At 72.7% G+C, this 16,407-nt stretch carries 16 protein-coding genes; 7 read left to right on the top strand and 9 right to left on the bottom strand.

The window, feature by feature from the left end; all coding sequences use genetic code 11:
• Positions 1–52: 52 nt before the first annotated feature.
• Positions 53–1,456, top strand: coding sequence for a N,N-dimethylformamidase beta subunit family domain-containing protein (locus BTM25_RS19695; RefSeq protein WP_168212164.1), 1,404 nt, complete (start codon positions 53–55; stop codon positions 1,454–1,456).
• An 8-nt stretch (positions 1,457–1,464) separates the two neighbouring features.
• Here BTM25_RS19695 and BTM25_RS19690 read toward each other — a convergent pair whose 3' ends face one another.
• From BTM25_RS19690 to BTM25_RS19670, 5 genes are all read right to left on the bottom strand, one after another.
• Positions 1,465–2,187 (bottom strand): HAD family hydrolase, encoded by a 723-nt coding sequence (locus BTM25_RS19690; RefSeq protein WP_103564307.1) that lies wholly within the window; start codon positions 2,185–2,187, stop codon positions 1,465–1,467.
• Positions 2,174–3,307: a serine/threonine protein kinase gene (locus BTM25_RS19685; protein WP_103564306.1), complete on the bottom strand. Its 1,134-nt coding sequence runs from the start codon at positions 3,305–3,307 to the stop codon at positions 2,174–2,176. Before BTM25_RS19685 ends, BTM25_RS19690 begins: the two co-directional genes overlap by 14 nt.
• Positions 3,308–3,331: 24 nt before the next feature.
• Positions 3,332–4,417 carry a radical SAM protein gene (locus tag BTM25_RS19680; protein WP_103564305.1) on the bottom strand — a complete coding sequence of 362 codons (1,086 nt, stop codon included), beginning with the start codon at positions 4,415–4,417 and terminating at the stop codon, positions 3,332–3,334.
• Between the two features lie 363 nt (positions 4,418–4,780).
• Positions 4,781–5,221, bottom strand: coding sequence for an iron chaperone (locus BTM25_RS19675; RefSeq protein WP_407923394.1), 441 nt, complete (start codon positions 5,219–5,221; stop codon positions 4,781–4,783).
• A gap of 22 nt (positions 5,222–5,243) precedes the next feature.
• Positions 5,244–5,687 (bottom strand): pyridoxamine 5'-phosphate oxidase family protein, encoded by a 444-nt coding sequence (locus BTM25_RS19670; protein WP_103564303.1) that lies wholly within the window; start codon positions 5,685–5,687, stop codon positions 5,244–5,246.
• A 113-nt stretch (positions 5,688–5,800) separates the two neighbouring features.
• On the opposite strand from BTM25_RS19670, the gene BTM25_RS19665 reads away from it, so the two are divergent.
• Positions 5,801–8,500, top strand: coding sequence for an ATP-binding protein (locus BTM25_RS19665; protein ID WP_103564302.1), 2,700 nt, complete (start codon positions 5,801–5,803; stop codon positions 8,498–8,500).
• On the opposite strand, the gene BTM25_RS19660 is transcribed toward BTM25_RS19665, so the two are convergent.
• From BTM25_RS19660 to BTM25_RS19650, 3 genes are all read right to left on the bottom strand, one after another.
• On the bottom strand, positions 8,479–9,129 hold the full coding sequence (locus BTM25_RS19660) for a response regulator (RefSeq protein ID WP_103564301.1): 651 nt from the start codon (positions 9,127–9,129) through the stop codon (positions 8,479–8,481). The genes BTM25_RS19665 and BTM25_RS19660 overlap by 22 nt on opposite strands.
• Positions 9,126–10,304: a sensor histidine kinase gene (locus tag BTM25_RS19655; RefSeq protein ID WP_103564300.1), complete on the bottom strand. Its 1,179-nt coding sequence runs from the start codon at positions 10,302–10,304 to the stop codon at positions 9,126–9,128. The genes BTM25_RS19660 and BTM25_RS19655 overlap by 4 nt, the downstream gene beginning before the upstream one ends.
• 94 nt (positions 10,305–10,398) lie before the next feature.
• Entirely contained in the window at positions 10,399–11,430 is a 1,032-nt protein-coding gene (locus BTM25_RS19650) for an alpha/beta hydrolase (protein ID WP_146059086.1), read from the bottom strand.
• A 328-nt stretch (positions 11,431–11,758) separates the two neighbouring features.
• On the opposite strand from BTM25_RS19650, the gene BTM25_RS19645 reads away from it, so the two are divergent.
• The gene (locus BTM25_RS19645; RefSeq protein ID WP_103564298.1) at positions 11,759–12,340 is read left to right on the top strand and encodes an EF-hand domain-containing protein; all 582 of its coding nucleotides are present in this window, start codon (positions 11,759–11,761) and stop codon (positions 12,338–12,340) included.
• A gap of 68 nt (positions 12,341–12,408) precedes the next feature.
• The gene (locus tag BTM25_RS19640; protein ID WP_205648156.1) at positions 12,409–13,122 is read left to right on the top strand and encodes a FadR/GntR family transcriptional regulator; all 714 of its coding nucleotides are present in this window, start codon (positions 12,409–12,411) and stop codon (positions 13,120–13,122) included.
• Here the strand turns inward: BTM25_RS19640 and BTM25_RS19635 are convergent.
• Positions 13,094–14,047: a hypothetical protein gene (locus tag BTM25_RS19635; protein ID WP_103564297.1), complete on the bottom strand. Its 954-nt coding sequence runs from the start codon at positions 14,045–14,047 to the stop codon at positions 13,094–13,096. The genes BTM25_RS19640 and BTM25_RS19635 overlap by 29 nt on opposite strands.
• A 134-nt stretch (positions 14,048–14,181) precedes the next feature.
• Here BTM25_RS19635 and BTM25_RS19630 point away from each other — a divergent pair, with 134 nt between their 5' ends.
• The 3 genes from BTM25_RS19630 to BTM25_RS19620 all read left to right on the top strand — a co-directional run bounded on the left by BTM25_RS19630 (position 14,182) and on the right by BTM25_RS19620 (position 16,406).
• Complete coding sequence (locus tag BTM25_RS19630; protein WP_168212163.1) at positions 14,182–15,024, top strand: SDR family NAD(P)-dependent oxidoreductase; 843 nt, start codon at positions 14,182–14,184, stop codon at positions 15,022–15,024.
• A 14-nt stretch (positions 15,025–15,038) separates the two neighbouring features.
• Positions 15,039–15,587 (top strand): TetR/AcrR family transcriptional regulator, encoded by a 549-nt coding sequence (locus BTM25_RS19625; protein ID WP_146059085.1) that lies wholly within the window; start codon positions 15,039–15,041, stop codon positions 15,585–15,587.
• A gap of 189 nt (positions 15,588–15,776) precedes the next feature.
• Positions 15,777–16,406: a sulfotransferase family protein gene (locus BTM25_RS19620; protein ID WP_103564294.1), complete on the top strand. Its 630-nt coding sequence runs from the start codon at positions 15,777–15,779 to the stop codon at positions 16,404–16,406.
• Position 16,407 lies beyond the last annotated feature (1 nt).

Here is a 16,407-nt window from a genome sequence, read left to right as displayed (position 1 = left end):
TCTCTGGCACGGTAGGATTTCCCGACACTTTCGGCGATTCCGGAGGGCGAACGTGATCGAGGGTTATCCGGGCCGGGAGAGCGTGCGATCCGGGGACGTTCTCACGCTCCACGTCTCCACGACGGCCGAACGATTCCGCGCCGATTTCTACCGCGTCGCCGAACGGCTGGAGTTCGCCGGGAACACGCCCTGGTTCCCGGGAGGCGTCGCGCCCGTGCCGCCGCACCCGGACGTTCCCGGCGAGCCCGCGTCGCCCGCCGCCGACTGGAACTGGCCCGCGTTCACGTGTGCGGCGCCGGAGCGTCCCGGCCTCTACCTGGCGGTCTTCGTCACCGAGCCCGGCGGCGCCCCGCCCGAGGGCGTGCGGGGGTTCGGCCGGGAGTTCTTCGTCGTCCGGCCCCGGCCGGGCGCGGAGTCCGGGCCGATCCTCTACAAGAAGTCGACGTTCACCCGCCACGCCTACAACCGCGCCGACAATGGCACGGGCGCGCGGAACAGCAGCCTGTACGAGAATCCGGTCTATGTCCGTCCGGGCGGGCACAAGGTGAGCATGCGCCGTCCGGGCGGCGTGGACGACCTTTCCTACTGGGACGCCCCGTTCGTGAAGTGGCTCGCCGAAGAAGGCTACGCGATCGATTTCTGCACAGATCTGGATCTGCACGAGGATCCGGAACTCCTGGACCGCTACCGCCTGCTTCTTTCGGTCGGGCACGACGAATACTGGACCGAGGCGATGCGAACGCACGCCGAACAATTCGTCGCCTCCGGCGGCAACATCGCCTTTTTCAGCGCCAACACCTGCTGGTGGCGGACCCACGTCACCGACGACGGGACCGCGATCGTCGCGGACACCGACCACCACGTCGACGGCGTCTTCCCGCACCTGCCCGCGACCGACCAGTGGTGGCCGCCGGACGGCGCCGGACGCCCCGAGAACGCCCTCACCGGCGTCAGCTTCCGCAACGGCGGCATGTGGCCGGGGGAGTGGCCGGGCGACCGGCCGCGCGGGGGGTTCGCCGTCCAGCACGCCGGCCACTGGGCGTTCGCCGGGACGGGCCTGCGCGACGGCGCGGACGGCGGCCCGCAGGACTTCCTCGGCGCCGGGACGCCGCTCATCGGCTACGAGTGCGACGGCGCGGCGTTCGCGTTCGACGCCGCCGGTGTCGCCCGCGCCACCGGGGCCGACGGCACGCCGCCCTCCTTCCTGATCCTGGGCCTGCACGTCCTGGAACCCGTGGCCGACTACTACGCGATGCGCTTCCACCACTGGAACTGCCCGCCGCGCGAACCGGAGATCACCAGCCCGCCCGCCGCGACGATGGGCGTCCACACCGTCCCGGGCGGCGGCACGGTGTTCACCGCCGCCACGACCGACTGGCCGACGATCGTCGGACGACGGATGGATCCGCAGGTCGAGCGGGTGACGCGGAACGTGCTCGACCGGCTGGGCGGCTAGCCGCCGGGTCACGCGCGCGTCCGTTCGCCGACCAGGTCCAGCACGTCCGACAGGGACGACGCCCGGGGAACGTCCGGCCGCCCCTCGTGCGGACGTTCCCCGGGGCGGCACAGGTGGATCGCCGCGATGCCGACCGCGAGCGGGCCCTCCACGTCGGCGTGCCAACTGTCGCCGACGAACACCGTCTCGTCCGGTCGCAGCCCGCAGGCGGCGAGCGTGCGGTGGAAGATCAGCGGATGCGGTTTGCGCGCGCCCGCCCGCGCCGACGTGACCGCCACGTCGACCAGGCCGGTGAGGCCGGTCTGGTCGAGCGCGGCGGGCAGGTCCCAGAACCAGTTCGAGCAGACCGCGACCAGCAGGCCGCGCCGGCGCAGCTCGCCGAGCACGTCGGCCGCGTCCGGGTAGGGCTCCATGACCAGCGCCTTGTTGACGCGGTCCAGCTCGACGACGACGTCCTCGACCCGGTCGGCGGGCACGCCGCACCGCCGCGCGCGATTGCGCAGCCGGTCCAGCTCCCAGCGGTGGTAGCTGACCGGATCGACCGAATGCTCCCGGTGGTCCTCGCCGTCGAGCGGGCCGTTCCGCCAGCGGTCCCCCCACCGGCGGCCCGCCTCGGGTAGGCCCAGCCGGTCGAACACCGCCTGGTGGGTGCCGCCCCAGCGCACGAGCCGCGCGAGGGTGAGGTTGAAGTCGAACACCACTCCCTCGACCGCGCGCTCAGAACCGGCCATGCCGCCGGGGGAAGTAGTCCTGGAGCGTCCCCTCGCGCTCGATGTCCCAGGTCGCGCAGTGCAGGCCGCCGCCGAACGGGGCCGCCGCGCGGAACGGGACGGGGATCATCTCGAACCCGTACGCGGTCAGCTGGTCGGCCAGCCGCACCTCCCGCTCCTCGATGCACAGCGTGTTCTCGTCCAGGCTGAGCATGTTCACCGACAGCCACGGGCTGCAGAACGACAGCCGGGCCTCGTGGTGCCAGCTCTCCGGCTGCACCGCCTCCAGGACCTCCCAGTCGTTGACCTTGAAGTACTCGGTCAGCTCCGGCTCGGCGGGCCGCTCGCCGTTGTGCAGGACGAGCCCCGGACGCAGCGGCACCCACGTGGCGTCGATGTGCAGCGGGTGCGTGTTGGTGAACGAGACCGGGTGGACGCGGTGGTCGGGGAAGTGGCGGCGCAGCCAGTCGGCCCCGCTGCGGTTGGTGACCAGCGAGAGCTGGACGAACAGGTCCTTGCCGCAGCGCGCGATGTCGGCGGCGTCGAACAGCGGTTCGGCCTCGGTGAGGGCGAGGTCGTTGCGGCGGACGCGGTCCAGCTTCTCCTCCAGCGGAAGCTGGTTGTAGGTGTCCCAGAAGCCCGTGTTGTAGGACGCGTCGGTGAGGCGGGGCTTGGGCGCGGCCTCCCAGCGCGCGTCCGGGTCGGCCTCGAACAGCTTCTGCAGGACGGGCCGGTAGCACAGGTACTCGAACCACCGGCTGCGGTAGGACATGGTGGCTTCGAGCATCTCGTTGCCGACGGTGATGAGGACGTCCCGGGGCGGCATGCAGCCGAACATCGAGTTGTGCGTCCATTCCGGCGTGCCGACCCGCTGGCTGAAGTCGATCGGCTCCGGCCGTTCCACCCGGATCCCGCGGCCTTCCAGCAAGGCGGCGAAACCGTCCAGTTGCTCGTTCGCCGCCGCCGTCATCTCGTCGGGGATCCGGCCGTAGGCGCCGAGCGGGAAACCGTCGTCGGGAAAGTCGCGCCGGACGGCCGGTTCCGGGGCCTGGACCATTGTTCCGTCGGCCCGTCCGACCATGACGTGCCGCAGCGGGTCCCAGCCGTTCCACGAGTTGACCTTGACCGATCGAGGGCTCACGTCGCGTCTCCTTGCTCGGGGCTGCTAAAGGAAGAGGTCGTCGTCGGCGGCGAGCAGTTCGCGGCCTTTTCCGGCCTCGATCCGGTCCAGTTCCAGGTTGGAATCGTGCCGGGCGCAGTGGAAGGTGCAGTCGGTGCGCGGGTCGATGACGGCGCGGTCGGCGTCCCGCCAGATCACCGGCAGGGAATCGGTGACCGCGTCGCCGAGCCGGGCTTTCGGATTTCCCCGGTGATAAGGGCAGATGTAGACGCCGGACGGAGTGATCAGCGTCCGCAGATTCGCGACCTTGCAGGTGGCGTAGTCCTTCGGCTGGTCGCGTCCGGCGCCGGCGCGCAGGGCGGCGAGCGTGGACGAGTCGATGATGCTGAAATCGTCGCCTTCGAGTTTGCGCGCCATCGCGAGCTGGCTCTCGACCGACTCCAGGATCGCGTCCGCGACGCCGACGATGTGGTGCTCGTCGTCGAACATCGCCTTGACCTCGAAGTAGTCGCAGCCGATGTCCTTGGCCAGTTCGGCGGCGGCGAGCACCTCGTGGTGGTTGCTCGTGCCGTCCTCGCGCGTCATCACGAGGAACGAGTAGCCGAGCGCGCCTTTCTTTCTCGCGGCGAATGCGCGCATGTTCCCGATGACCCGGTCGAAGACGCTGCGGCCTTGCCGGTCGGGACGGAAGCGGCCGTAGGTGTCGGTGGACGCGGCGTCCACCGAGACCCGCACGTAGTAGGCGTAGCGGCTGAGTTCGTCCAGGTTCTGGCCGATCAGCGTCCCGTTGGTGACCACGCCGATCGCGACGCCGCCCGCGCCGAGCGTCGCCAGCGCGCGGCGGGTGCCCCGGTGCGCGAGCGGTTCGCCGCCGCCGATGAGGATGACGGCGTCGACGCCCATCGCGACGATCTCGTCGGCCAGTTCCGCCAGCCGGGCGGGGGTGAGCCGGCCCTGGTTCAGCAGTTTTCCGCTGATGCATTCGGGACAGGCCAGGTCGCAGAAGGTCGTCGGGTCCAGGTCGACGACGACGGGGGCGTCCGGTGTCGCGCCCCGGGCGGCGGTCGCGACCTTCGGCCATACCGCGGGCTGGTAGAGCTTGCCGACGAGATCGAGTCTTCCTAACCCCACAGGGCCTCCTTCGGCGTGCGTTCACCCTTTTCACGCGCAGCGCAAAGCGCACGGCCCGTTGGATTCGGGCCGCGGACGAAAAAGGCATGGATGATCGCGGCGGTCGATATTCCTCATGGCGTGGGCGGCGCGAGAAAGAGGCCGGCACGCGTCGGTTGCGAAGAATAGTCGTCGGGGTGTGTTCGGCCGATTACGGAACACGAGGAACGATATGTGCGCGAGTTGACCATGGATACTTACTCGTCGGCAACATCTGGCTTACCCGAACAGACGGCAGTGTCCATTGGATGTGGCGTCCGCGCACGTCAGAACGTGTCCGGCCCGGCTCGGATGTTCCCGAGCCGGGCCGGACATGGACGCGGTTCAGCCGATCGCGCGCGTCACCAGCCGTGCGATCTGTTCCTCGACCTCGGGCGTCACCTCGGTCAGGGCGAAGGCCGTCGCCCACATCGCGCCGTCGTCCAGCTTCGCCGGGTCGCTGAACCCGAGCGTCGCGTAGCGCGCCTTGAACTTGGCCGCGCTCTGGAAGAAGCAGAGGACCTTGCCGTCCAGCGCGTAGGCGGGCATTCCGTACCAGAGCCTCGGTTCGAGAATCGGCGCGGCGGCGGTGACCACGGCGTGGACGCGTTCGGCCATGACGCGGTCGGTGCCGTCCATTTCGGCGATCTTCGCGAGCACGTCCTGCGCCGCCTGCTCGGCCTTGTCCGCGCGGGTGCCCCGGCGCGCCGCCTGCTTCTGCTCGCGGGCGTGGTCCTTCATCGCGGCCCGCTCTTCGGCGGTGAATCCCTCGTACTTCGTGCTCATCATCGTCTCCTCAGTTGTTTTTTCAGATCAGCCAGCGGCCGTCGCGCATCAGGTCCCGGCCGGGCAGTTCGTTCGCCTCGCGCCATGCCTGGACGCGGTGCGGGGTGACGCGGAACCAGCGGTACGGCGTGCCGGGACGACGCGGGTCGAAGCCGGTGCGCGCCGCGAACCGGTCGGCCCGCCCGGACGGCAGCGCGTCCAGGTCCAGGGTCTCGACGGTCCCGTCGATCATCGTGACGTCCCGGGTGGGGCCGAGGCCGAGCCGGACCGTCCCGCCCGCCAGGTTGCGGCCGGTCGGGCTCGCGGCGGGCGTGGCCAGCAGCAGCGTCCGGCCGTCCCACTCGAAGGACAGCGGCACCAGGTACGGCGCGCCGTCCGCCGTCGCCGCCCACAGATCGGCGTCGTGGACGAGCCGGTGCTCGGTGTCGTCGCGGCGCCGGGCGCGCGAGCGCGGGACGGGGTTCACGGTCGCTCCTGGAGGTCGGGGGTCCGGCGTGTTCGCCGTGGTCACAGCCTTTCTTGAACCGGGCAAAAGCCGCATCCGTGCTGACCACGGAACACACCACGGATAATGAATGGGTGACCGTTCCGGTGATCTCGGCCCGTGAGGCCGAAGTCCTGGCGCTGCTCGGCGAGCACCGGAGCAACGCCGAGATCGCCGCGCGGCTGACGATCTCCGTCCGGACGGTCGAGTCGCACGTCTCGTCCCTGCTGCGCAAGCTGGACGTGCCCGACCGCCGCGCGCTGTCCCGCCGCGCCGCCGAGCGGACCCGGCCCGCGCCCGCGCTGCCGGTGCCGCTCACGTCGTTCGTGGGCCGGGCGCGCGAGCGCGCGGAGCTGGCCGAGGCCGTCGGGGCGCACCGGCAGGTGACGATGCTCGGGCCCGGCGGCGTCGGCAAGACGCGGCTCGCGCTCGCGGTGGCGGCGGACGTGGCCGCCGACTTCCCCGACGGCGTGTGGTTCGCCGACCTCGTCCCCGTCACCGATCCGGGCCGCGTCCCGGCGGCAGTCGCGGCGGCCGTGGGCGTCGGCGAACAACTCGGGCACGACGTCGCCGACGCCGTCCCGGCCGCGCTGGCGGACCGCCAGGCCCTGCTCGTCCTGGACAACTGCGAGCAGGTCCGCGACGGGGTGGCGCCCTTCCTGGAACGGCTGCTGACGTCCTGCCCGGGGCTGCGGGTGATCGTGACGAGCCGGGCCCGGCTGATGGTGCCGTTCGAGCGCGTCTACGCCGTCCCGCCGCTGTCGCGGGCCGGCGACGCGTCGGACGCGGCGGCGCTGTTCGTGGACCGGGCGACGGCCGTCGGCTGGACGCCGGACCCGCTCGTCCGCGACCGGATCACGGCCCTGTGCGAACGGCTCGGCGGCATGGCGCTGGCGATCGAGCTGGCCGCCGCGCGGTGGCCCACGCTTGGACTGGACGGCCTCACCGACGGCCTCGGCGACCCATTGCGGATCCTCACCGGCGGATCCCGCGCCAACGACCGTCACCGTTCGGTGCGCGCGGTCCTGGACTGGAGCCACGACCTCCTGGAACCGGAGGACCGCGCACTGCTCCGCCGCGTCGCGGTGTTCGTCGCGCCGTTCACCCCCGGCGCCGCCGCGCAGGTCGCCGGGTTCGCGCCGCTGGACGCGGCGGCCGTTGCCGACGGGCTCGGCCGGCTCGCCGAACAGAGCCTGCTCGCCGTGACGCCGTCCGCGACGGGCACGCGGTACCACGCGCTGGAGACCGTCCGTCAGTACGGGACGGAACGGCTCGCGGACGCCGGGGAACTCACCGGCGTCCATGCCCGGCACCTGCGCTGGTGCTCGGCCGCGCCGCCGGACGCCGGGCTCGACGACCTGCGCGCCGCCCTCGCCTGGGCCGCCGACCAGCCCGAACACCGAGCCGACGCGCACGCCCTCGCCCTGTCGCTGGCCGAGCTGACCTTCGAGCGCAACCTGCTCGGCGAGGCGCAGCAGCGGTTCGAGCAGGCCGGCGTCCTGGCCGACGACGCCGGAGCGCTGCGCCGGGCCGCAGCCGTCGCGGGATGCCGCAGGATCGGCGACGACCTGTACCGGCTGCACCGCGCCGCCGCAGACGCCGCCCGCCGAGCCGGGGACACCGCCGCCGCCGGACGCGACCTGGCCGCCGCCGCGACCGCCGCGTACCGCTTCTCCACATCCTTCACGAACCTGCCCGCCGAGGACGAGGCGGCGGCGCTGCTCGCCGAGGCCCGCGCCCTGTCCGGCGGCGACGCGGCCGTAGCGCTCGCCGAGGCGGCCGTGCTCGCGGACGCGTTCGGAGCGCTCCAAGGCGACACCGGCCACACCGCGGCGGAGACCGTCGCGTCCGCCGAACGGGCCGTCGAGCTGGCCCGGCGCACCGGGGACCCGGTGGCCGAGTCCGCCGCCCTGGACGCGCTGTCGGGCGCCCGGAGCTGGACCGGCGACGCGTTCGCCGTCGCGGACGCGGCCCGGCGGCGCATCGACGTCCTCGCCGGGGCGCCGCCCACGCCCGCCGCGACGCACGAGCTGATCGACGCCCTCACCGTCGCCGCCGGGACCGCCCTCGGCGTCGGCGCGCTGGACCGGTCCCGCCGGTGGGGGACGCGGCTGGCCGCCCACCCGCTGCTGGCCGAGGCGAGCCACCACGCCACGTCCTGGCTGCTCGTCGCGGACGCGTTCGCGGGCGACGCCGGGGCGGTGCTCACCGGCGCCGCGCGGTTCCGGGACGCGTGGGAGCACAGCGGCCGTCCGCGCTCGCTGTCGCTCGGCGCCGCCGCCGCGTCGGTCGCGATGATCCACGGCCTGCGCGGCGACGACGACGCCCGGACGGACTGGCTCGCGGTCGTCCGCCGGGCCGACACCGCGCCGCAGCACGACCTGGGTTACGGCGCGATCTGCGACGCCGTCGTCCTGCTCGACCGGGGCGACGCGGACGCCGCGCTGGACCGTGTCGCGCCCGAGCCGGACCAGGTGTGGAAGTGGGTCTGCTGGGTGTGGCTGCACTGGTACGTCGCGGTGCGCGCGGAGGCGTCGGTCCTCGCCGGCCACCCGGACGCCGCGGAGCGCGTCGCGGCGGCCCGCGCCACCGTCGCCGGGAACCCCGTCGCGTCGGCGCAGGTGGACCGGGCGGCGGCGCTGCTCGACGGGGACGTCCCGCGCCTGCTGGCCACCGCGCCGGCGTTCACGGCGGCCGGCTGCCGGTACCAGGCGGCGCGCACGCTCGCCCTCGGCGGGCGGGGCCGGGACGCGCTCGCCGGCCTCGGCTTCGCTCAGTGCTCCACGATGCGATGACGATGGGCGTAGACGACGGCCTGGAGCCGGTCGCGCAGCCCCAGCTTGGTCAGGACGCGCGACACGTGCGTCTTCACGGTCTCCTCGCCGACGCCGAGCGACGCGGCGATCTCCCCGTTGCTGAGCCCGTCGGCGATCAGCATCAGCACCTCGCTCTCGCGGGCCGTCAGCCGCGCCAGCTCGCGCGGAGGGGCGGCGGGCGCGATCCCGGCGGCGAGCCGCTCGGCCAGCCGCCGCGTCACGGACGGGTCGATCAGCGCGTCCCCGCGCGCCACGACCCGGACGGCCTGCACGAGTTCCTCCGGCGGCAGGCTCTTGAGCACGAAGCCGACGCCCGCCTGGAGCGCCTGGCGGACGTAGTCGTCGAGGTCGTACGTCGTCAGAACGAGCACGCGCGTGGCATTCCCCGGCGCGGACAGGATCGCGCGGGCGGCGGCGAGACCGTCCAGCTTCGGCATCCGGATGTCGAGGACGGCCACGTCGGGCCGTAGCTCGGCCGTCTGCCCGACGGCCGCGCGCCCGTCGGCGACCTCGGCGACGCATTCCAGGTCCGGCTGGGTCTCCAGCGCGGCCCGCATGCCGGAGCGGAACATCGCGTGGTCGTCGGCGAGCAGGATCCGCAGCGTCATGACTCGTCCCCCACGGGCAGCCGCACGGCGAGCCGCCAGACGCGTCCGTCCCCGGACGGCCCGCACCGGAACTCGCCGCCGTGCAGGGCGACGCGCTGCCGCACCCCGGCCAGCCCCCGGCCGGGGGACGCCGGGTCCCGGCGGGGCGGTGCGCCGAGCGTGTTGCCGACCTCCAGGGCGAGGCGGCCGTCCGCGCGGCCGATCCAGGCGGTGACCTGCCCGCCGTCGCCGTGCCTGAGCGCGTTGGTCAGCGCCTCCTGGAGGATGCGGTACGCCGCGAGGTCCAGCGCCGCGGGCAGCCGGCCGACGTCGCCCTCGACCGTCAGGTGGACGGTCGGCCCGGCGGCGCGCACCCGGTCCAGCAGCTCGTCGATGTCGCCGAGTCCGGGCTGGCGCCGGTCGGGCGACGGGTCCTGGCCGTGCAGGACGTCCAGCATCCGGCGCAGGTCGGCCATCGCGGACCGGCTCGCGTCCTCCACCTCCGACATCGAGCGGTGCGCGGCCGAGGCCGGGCCGGCGGGCGCGGCCCCGGCCAGCTCCATCCGCGCGACGCCCGCGTGCATGCTGATCGCGCTGACGTGGTGGGAGATGACGTCGTGCAGGTCACGGGCGATGGCGCTGCGCTCCTCGGCGACCGCGCGCGACACGGCCGCGGCGCGGCGCTCGGCCAGCAGCTCCAGCCGCGACAGGTGCGCCAGATGGGACGTGATGGACCGTCCGACCATCCACGGGACGAACGCGATGCCGACCGCGATGAATCCGGCCGCCCAGAGATGGTCGAGCCACCATCCGCCGCGGACCAGGGCGTAGCCGAGGATCGCCAGGGCCAGCGCCGCGAGCGCCCGCAGCGCCGCCGGGAACCGCAGCCAGGCGCCGGCGCGGTAACCGGCGACCATCTGCCCCGGGCTGATCGGAATCTCGAAAAGGTACGGCTGCCGCAGTAACAGGGGGACGAGCACGACCACCGCGGCCCGCAGGACCGCGACGAGTTCGGCGGACTTCGGCGGTCCCGCGAGCGCCAGGTCCGTGGCCGCGGTGATCACGACGAGCACCGCCACCCACCGGCCGTCGGCCCCGGCGGAGTTGATGAAGACGAGCATGAACAGGTCCACGACCACGCAGGCTCCGGCCATCGACCATGCCTGCCACATGAGGGATCTGCCGTTCTCGTCCACGACGCCAATGTGGCAGAACGGCGGCGGGAAACCTCCGCCGGGCAGTGACAAAGCGGCCTCGATCGCTGCTCACCGGCCGTGGAAGTGGTGCACGTCAGCCGCCGATCGCGTTCATCATCAGCGGCCACGCCTTCTTGTACTCGCGGATCCAGTAGTCCCACTGGTGGAATCCGGGTCCGTAGAGATCGGTCGTGACGGGGATTCCGAGCCGGCCGAGCCTGCCGACGAGGTCCCGCGTCGTGGCGCCGACGATCGCTTCGCCCGACGCGCCGAAGAAGTAGAGCTGGAAGCCGTTCAGCAGCCCGTCGCGCGCGATGTCGGTGGCGAGGTCGTCGTCGAACGGCCCCTGCGTCCCGTCGCCCGCCGAGAGGAAAAGGCCGGTCCCGCGCAGCCCTTCGGCCCGGACGTACGGGTCGTGGTCGATCCAGTTCTGCCGGTCGAAGACCGGGTTCCCCCATTTGGCGAGCGGGTCGGGGACGGTCGGATCGGGCGAGCCGTAGTCGGTGAGCGTCAGCGCCAGCGGGACCCCCGGCCCGGTGAGGTGCAGGACCCCGCTGAAACAGGAGACGTAGGTGAACAGCCCCGGATGCCGCGCCGCGTACGTGACCGCCCCTTGGCCGCCGGACGAGATGCCCATCGCGGCCCGCTTCCGCGACGCCCGGAAATTCCGTTCCAGCAATTGCAGGACCTCCGTGGTGTGGAAGGTCTCCCAGCGCGGGTTGCCGCCTTTCCCGCCGTTGTACCAGTCGGTGAAGCCCTGCCTTTTCCCGCCGTCCACGAGAGCGACGAGCGCGTCGCTGCGCTTGGCCGTCTCGGGGAAGCCCTCCGCGCCGGCCCATTCGGTGTAGGTCCCGGGCCCGCCGCCGTAGGCGTAGACGATCGGCCACGTCCGGTTCGCGTCCCGGCTCCATCCGGCGGGCGTGTAGAGCCTGATCCGGGGCTTGTACGAGTCCACGAGCGGCGTGTCGATCGTGAGGTCGATGGTCTGCTCGTCCACCCGCTGCACGTCGATGATGCGCCCGCCGTCGTCGGCGGGAACATAAGTATCGGCGTGCGCGGCCGGAGCCACGGCGGAGCCGAAGGCGAGTGACGCCGCCACGGCGAGCGTGGAAAGGACGCGAGACATGGTGGCTCCACTGAATTCGGTCGGGGACTCGAAAGGTAGAGAAGCCGCGTCGTCAAGTCGTCCCAAGCCGGGGGGAGGCCCGGTCCCCCGCGCGGGGGACCTGGTCAACGTCCGATCCCGACGCCACCCGACCACAGGCTGAACGCCGTACGGCCGGGTGGGCGCCGGGCGAAGCGTTCCGTCCTGTCACAGACCGGTGGCATGGGTTGCTGGGTGAAGTGGCCGAAGGGTGAGTTTCTGGACGGGTTCGTGCGGCACTGTCCGCGCGCATGTCGTACCTGTCCGTACTGTCGGGCCGTTCAGTGGGGTCAAGAGGACGGAGTCGACGATGCAGGACGGCACTGAGGTTCACCCGTTCGTTCTCGCCAAGTTCCAGGCGAGCTTCCGGTGGCTGGACGACGACGGCGACGGCGCGTTCACCGAGGCCGACCACGTCGAGATGGGGCGCCGCGCCGCGAGCGCCCTGGGCTATCCGGCGGGCAGCGAGGCGGAGCAGGAGATGATCGACGCGTATCTCAACATCTGGCGGCGGCTGCACGCGCCGCTGGACGCCGACGGCGACGGGCGGCTGACCAGGGACGAGTTCGTCACGGCCTGCACCGCGCTCGTCCACGATCCCGAGCTGGCGCGGCGCACGCTGGGCGAGCTGGCCGACGCGGTGCTGGCCGTGGCCGATCGCGACGGCTCGGGCACGATCGACCTGACGGAGTACACCGCCTTCATCCACGGGCACGCGCCGGGCCTGCCGGACGACCAGATCGCGGCGGCGTTCGCGCGCCTGGACCTGGACGGCGACGGGGCGATCGACCACGGCGAGCTGACCAGGTGCGTCCTGGACTACTACACCGGCACGGACCCGGACGCCCCCGGCAACTGGCTGTTCGGCCCGCCTCCGGCCTACGCCGGGTAGGGGGACGCGTTGAGCCGGTCGCCTTGAGATGGGATGCTATTCGTCATATTCATTTCAAGGAGGCGCCCGTGAGGTACGACGACGCGGCCGACGCGCCCGCGCTGCGGTCGGGTTCGGCCGGGCGTGCGCAGCAGGCGGCCGAGCGGGTCGCGGACCTCGTGGCGGCGGCCCGTCCGGGCGAGCGGCTCGGCACCAAGGAGGAGTTGCGGACGCGGCTCGGCGTCTCGGTCGGGACGTTCAACGAGACGCTGCGGCTGCTTCAGGCGCGCGGGCTGGTGGCGGTGCGTCCGGGGCCGGGCGGGGGGCTGTTCGCGGCGGAGCAGTCCCCGATGGTGCGGCTCGGCAACTCCGTCCTCGCGCTGGACGCGGGCACCGCCGACGTCGCCGAGGCCATCCGCATCCGGGACGCCCTGGATCCGCTGCTCATCGAGGACGCCCTGTGGCACGCCTCGCCCGCCGACATCGCGGGCCTGCGCGAGCACCTGGACGTCATGGCGGACGCGGCGAAGGCGAGCGACCCGGTCGCGTTCGTCCACGCCAACTGGCGGCTGCACGCCCGGATCGCCGCGATCAGCCCGAACCGGCTGCTGGCGTCGCTCTACCACGGGCTGCTGGAGGTCATCGAGACGCACACGCTGTCGGTGCTGCCGTCCGCCGACCGTCCGCTGCCCGACTACATCGCCGAGCGGCACCGCCTGCACGCCGACCTGGTGGACGCCCTGGACGCCCGCGACCGGGACCGCGCACTCGCCCTCATCGCGGCGCATAACACCGGGAACTGACCCGCGCGGCGACCCACAGCAGCGCCACCGCGCCGGCGGCGAACACGATATGCCCGATCAGGTTGACCGTCCCGGACGAGCCGGAGTCGGGCGGCTGGGTGAAGCCGACGCCCGCGTAGGTGAGCGTCGCGCCCGCCGCGACCGCGAACGTGTGCCGCCGGTCCCAGCCGTGCGCGCGGGACCAGTGGACGCCGAGCGCGGCGGCCGTCGCGGCGAGGGACAGCGCGGCGGCGACGCCCCACCAGCTCGGCTGCAGGACGGCCATGAACGCGGCGGTCAGTGCGAGCGAGGCCGTCCCGGCGAGCAGCGGACGCGGCGCCGTGCGCCCGGCATGCGGCGGAGCGGGCCGGACGCGGAACGCGGCGACGATGAGCGCGACGATGGCCAGCGACGTACCGATCAGCCGCGAACCGGACGCCATGAAGTGTTGCTCTTCGTAGGTGCCCCACCCGACCACCACGGTGCCCAATACGAACAGCGCGATGACCACTGGTAGGCCGAGACTCCCGAGCCACGGCTCCCGTGCGCGGCTCGGTACCAGGGCCTCAACGAGCACGATCGGTACCGTGATGCTCCAGACGGCATGCACCGCCAATGTCGACAGCAGTCCGTACGCCCCGGTTCCCAGGAACGGCACGTAGGTCACCGACACCATGTCGTAGTGGTCGGAGTAGTGCGTGTTGAACAGCATCTGGTCGAGCAGGCCCTCCTCGACCAGCGCGTACGCCGCGCCCAGCAGCAGGATCGACCACCACCCGCGTCCGGTCCTGCGGACGCTCTCGCGGATGAGCAGCGCCCCGCCCCCGTAGAGCAGCGCCATGACGGGCAGCAGGGCGATCGCGTCGAGCGACGTCGCGCCGAGCAGCAGTTCGCCGACGGCGGGCGCGAGGAAGAACAGCCCGATCGCGGGCAGCGCACGTCTCATGCCGAGGACGCTACGGACCGCGCCCGTCCGTCCGCCTCGGCCATTGGTCGACCGTCCGCCGACCAAAGTTCTCTTGTCGCAGTGACAAGACTTGGGTTACGGTGAGTCTTGTCGCTATGACAAGAGGAGAGGCCATGGAGATCAAGGGACGACGCGTGCTCGTGACGGGCGCGTCGAGCGGCATCGGCTGGGAGACCGCGCGGGCGTTCGCGGCGGCGGGCGCCGAGGTCGTGGCCGTCGCGCGGCGCCGCGAACGGCTGGCCGTGCTGGAACGGCTGCTGGACGGCGCCGCGACCGTCCTCGTCGCCGACCTCGCCGAACCCGGCGCGGTGGAACGGGTCGCCGCCGAGGCCGGGACGGTCGACGTCCTGGTCAACAACGCCGGGAGCGAGGCCGGGGGAGCGGTGTGGGCGGTCGGCGACCGTGCGGAGGCGCGGCAGATGTTCGAGGTCGATCTGTGGGCGCCGCTCGCGCTGATCGCCCGGCTCGTCCCGGGCATGGTCGCGCGCGGCACCGGCGCGGTCGTCAACATGACGTCGATCCGGCAGCTCGTCGCGTGGCCGGGACTCGGGCACAGCGCCGCCGCGAAGGCCGCGCTGGCGCAGGCGACCGAGACGCTGCGGATGGAGCTGGACGGCACCGGCGTCGGCGTCGTCGAGGTCATCCCGGGCCCGGTCGACACGGCCGCGCTCGGCGCGAGCCGGTTGCTGCCCGGCTTCGTGGACCTGCTGGACGGCCTGTTCGGCACGGGCACCCCGGAGGGGTTGGCGGCGGAGATCGTCGCGGCGGTGCGGGACGGGCACGACCGCGTCCTCTACCCGCCCGCCGTCAGAAGCGCCTACGACGACCCGGCGGGCACGCGGGCGACGCTGGCGACGGCCGCGCGGGAGCGGGCCGGGACGACGGGCGACCTGGTCGTCGGCCACGACCACCCGCTCGTCCGGGACGCCAAGGAGGCGTGGGAGCGCACCCGCTGAGATACCGTCCGGGCATGCCGCGCAACAGACAGGACGTCGACCGGGACGCCAAGATCGCCGAGATCCGGGAGGCCGCCGTCGGCCTGCTGCGCGCGGGCGGCTACCCGGCGCTGTCGCACAGCGCGGTCGCCAAGGAACTGGGTCTCGCCCGGACCGCCGTCGCGTGGTATTTCGCGTCCAAGGACGATCTGTTCGCCGCCGCCCTCGCCGACATCTACGCCGCCGACCTCGGCACGCCGCCCGCCGACGGCGACGTCATGGTCCGGCTGCGGTGGGCCGTCGAACGGCTCACCGCGCTGCAACCCCTCACCCACGCCCTGCACGAGCGCGCCCGGCACTCGCCGGCCGCCGCGGAACTGGAGGCGGCGCTGCAGAACAGCCTGTGCACACGGTTGCGCGCACTGCTCGCGCCGCACGTCGCGGCGGACCGGCTCGACCGCGTCACGACGACCGTCGTCGTGTTCGTGGAGGGCCTGCTCGTCCAGCCGAGGACGACGCCGGACCGCCTCGGCCTGCTGGAATTCCTCGTCACCGAACTGATCGGAACGCCCGGACGCTCTTGAACCCCCGAAAGAGCGATGGCGTGCCGGCGCGGCGTCGAAATGATTCCCTATTTTGCCGACTTGGCCGGTATTGCCGACCGGCTTCCGGCGATTAGTAACTGTGGCTGACTGGTGATGTCGGAAGACTTTTCGCGGGTGATTACGTGGGGCCGTCCGTGATGGAACGCAATTCCGGAATCGGGAGCTCCCATGCTCAACGTGATCGGCGCAGGCTTCGGCAGGACGGGCACGACCTCGCTCAAGGCCGCACTGGAGACCCTCGGGCTCGGCCCGTGCCACCACATGACCGAGGTGCTGGACCAGCCCGGCCAGATCGAGGCCTGGGCCCGCGTGGCGCACGGCGGCCCCGCCGACTGGGACGGCCTGCTGCGCGGCTACCGCTCCACCCTCGACTGGCCCGCCGCCCGGTTCTGGCGCGAGCTGGCGGCGCGCCACCCCGAGGCGAAGATCATCCTCACCGAGCGCGACCCGGACGCCTGGTACGAGAGCACGCTCGCCACGATCTACCGCATCGCGCAGGAGAAGCCGGCCGGCGCGGTCGGCGAGGACATGTACGCGATGCTGAACGCGCTCGTCTGGGACGGCGTCTTCGGCGGCCGTTTCGAAGACCGTGAATACGCCATCGAAGTGTTCCTGCGCAGCAACGAGACGGTGAAGAGGGAGGTCCCGGAAGACCGTCTGCTCGTCTACCGCGCCGGGGACGGGTGGGAGCCGCTGTGTTCGTTCCTCGGCCTGCCCATCCCCGAGGAGTCGTATCCGCACCTCAACGACCGCGCCGCCATGCTCGCGCGGGTCGCCGGGATGGCCGAGGGCTCCTGAG

This window comes from Actinomadura rubteroloni, from assembly GCF_002911665.1.
GTDB classification, from domain to species: Bacteria; Actinomycetota; Actinomycetes; order Streptosporangiales; family Streptosporangiaceae; genus Spirillospora; species Spirillospora rubteroloni.
The sequence above is the reverse complement of the archived record's forward strand: the minus strand, read 5'-3'. Positions and strand labels throughout refer to the sequence as shown.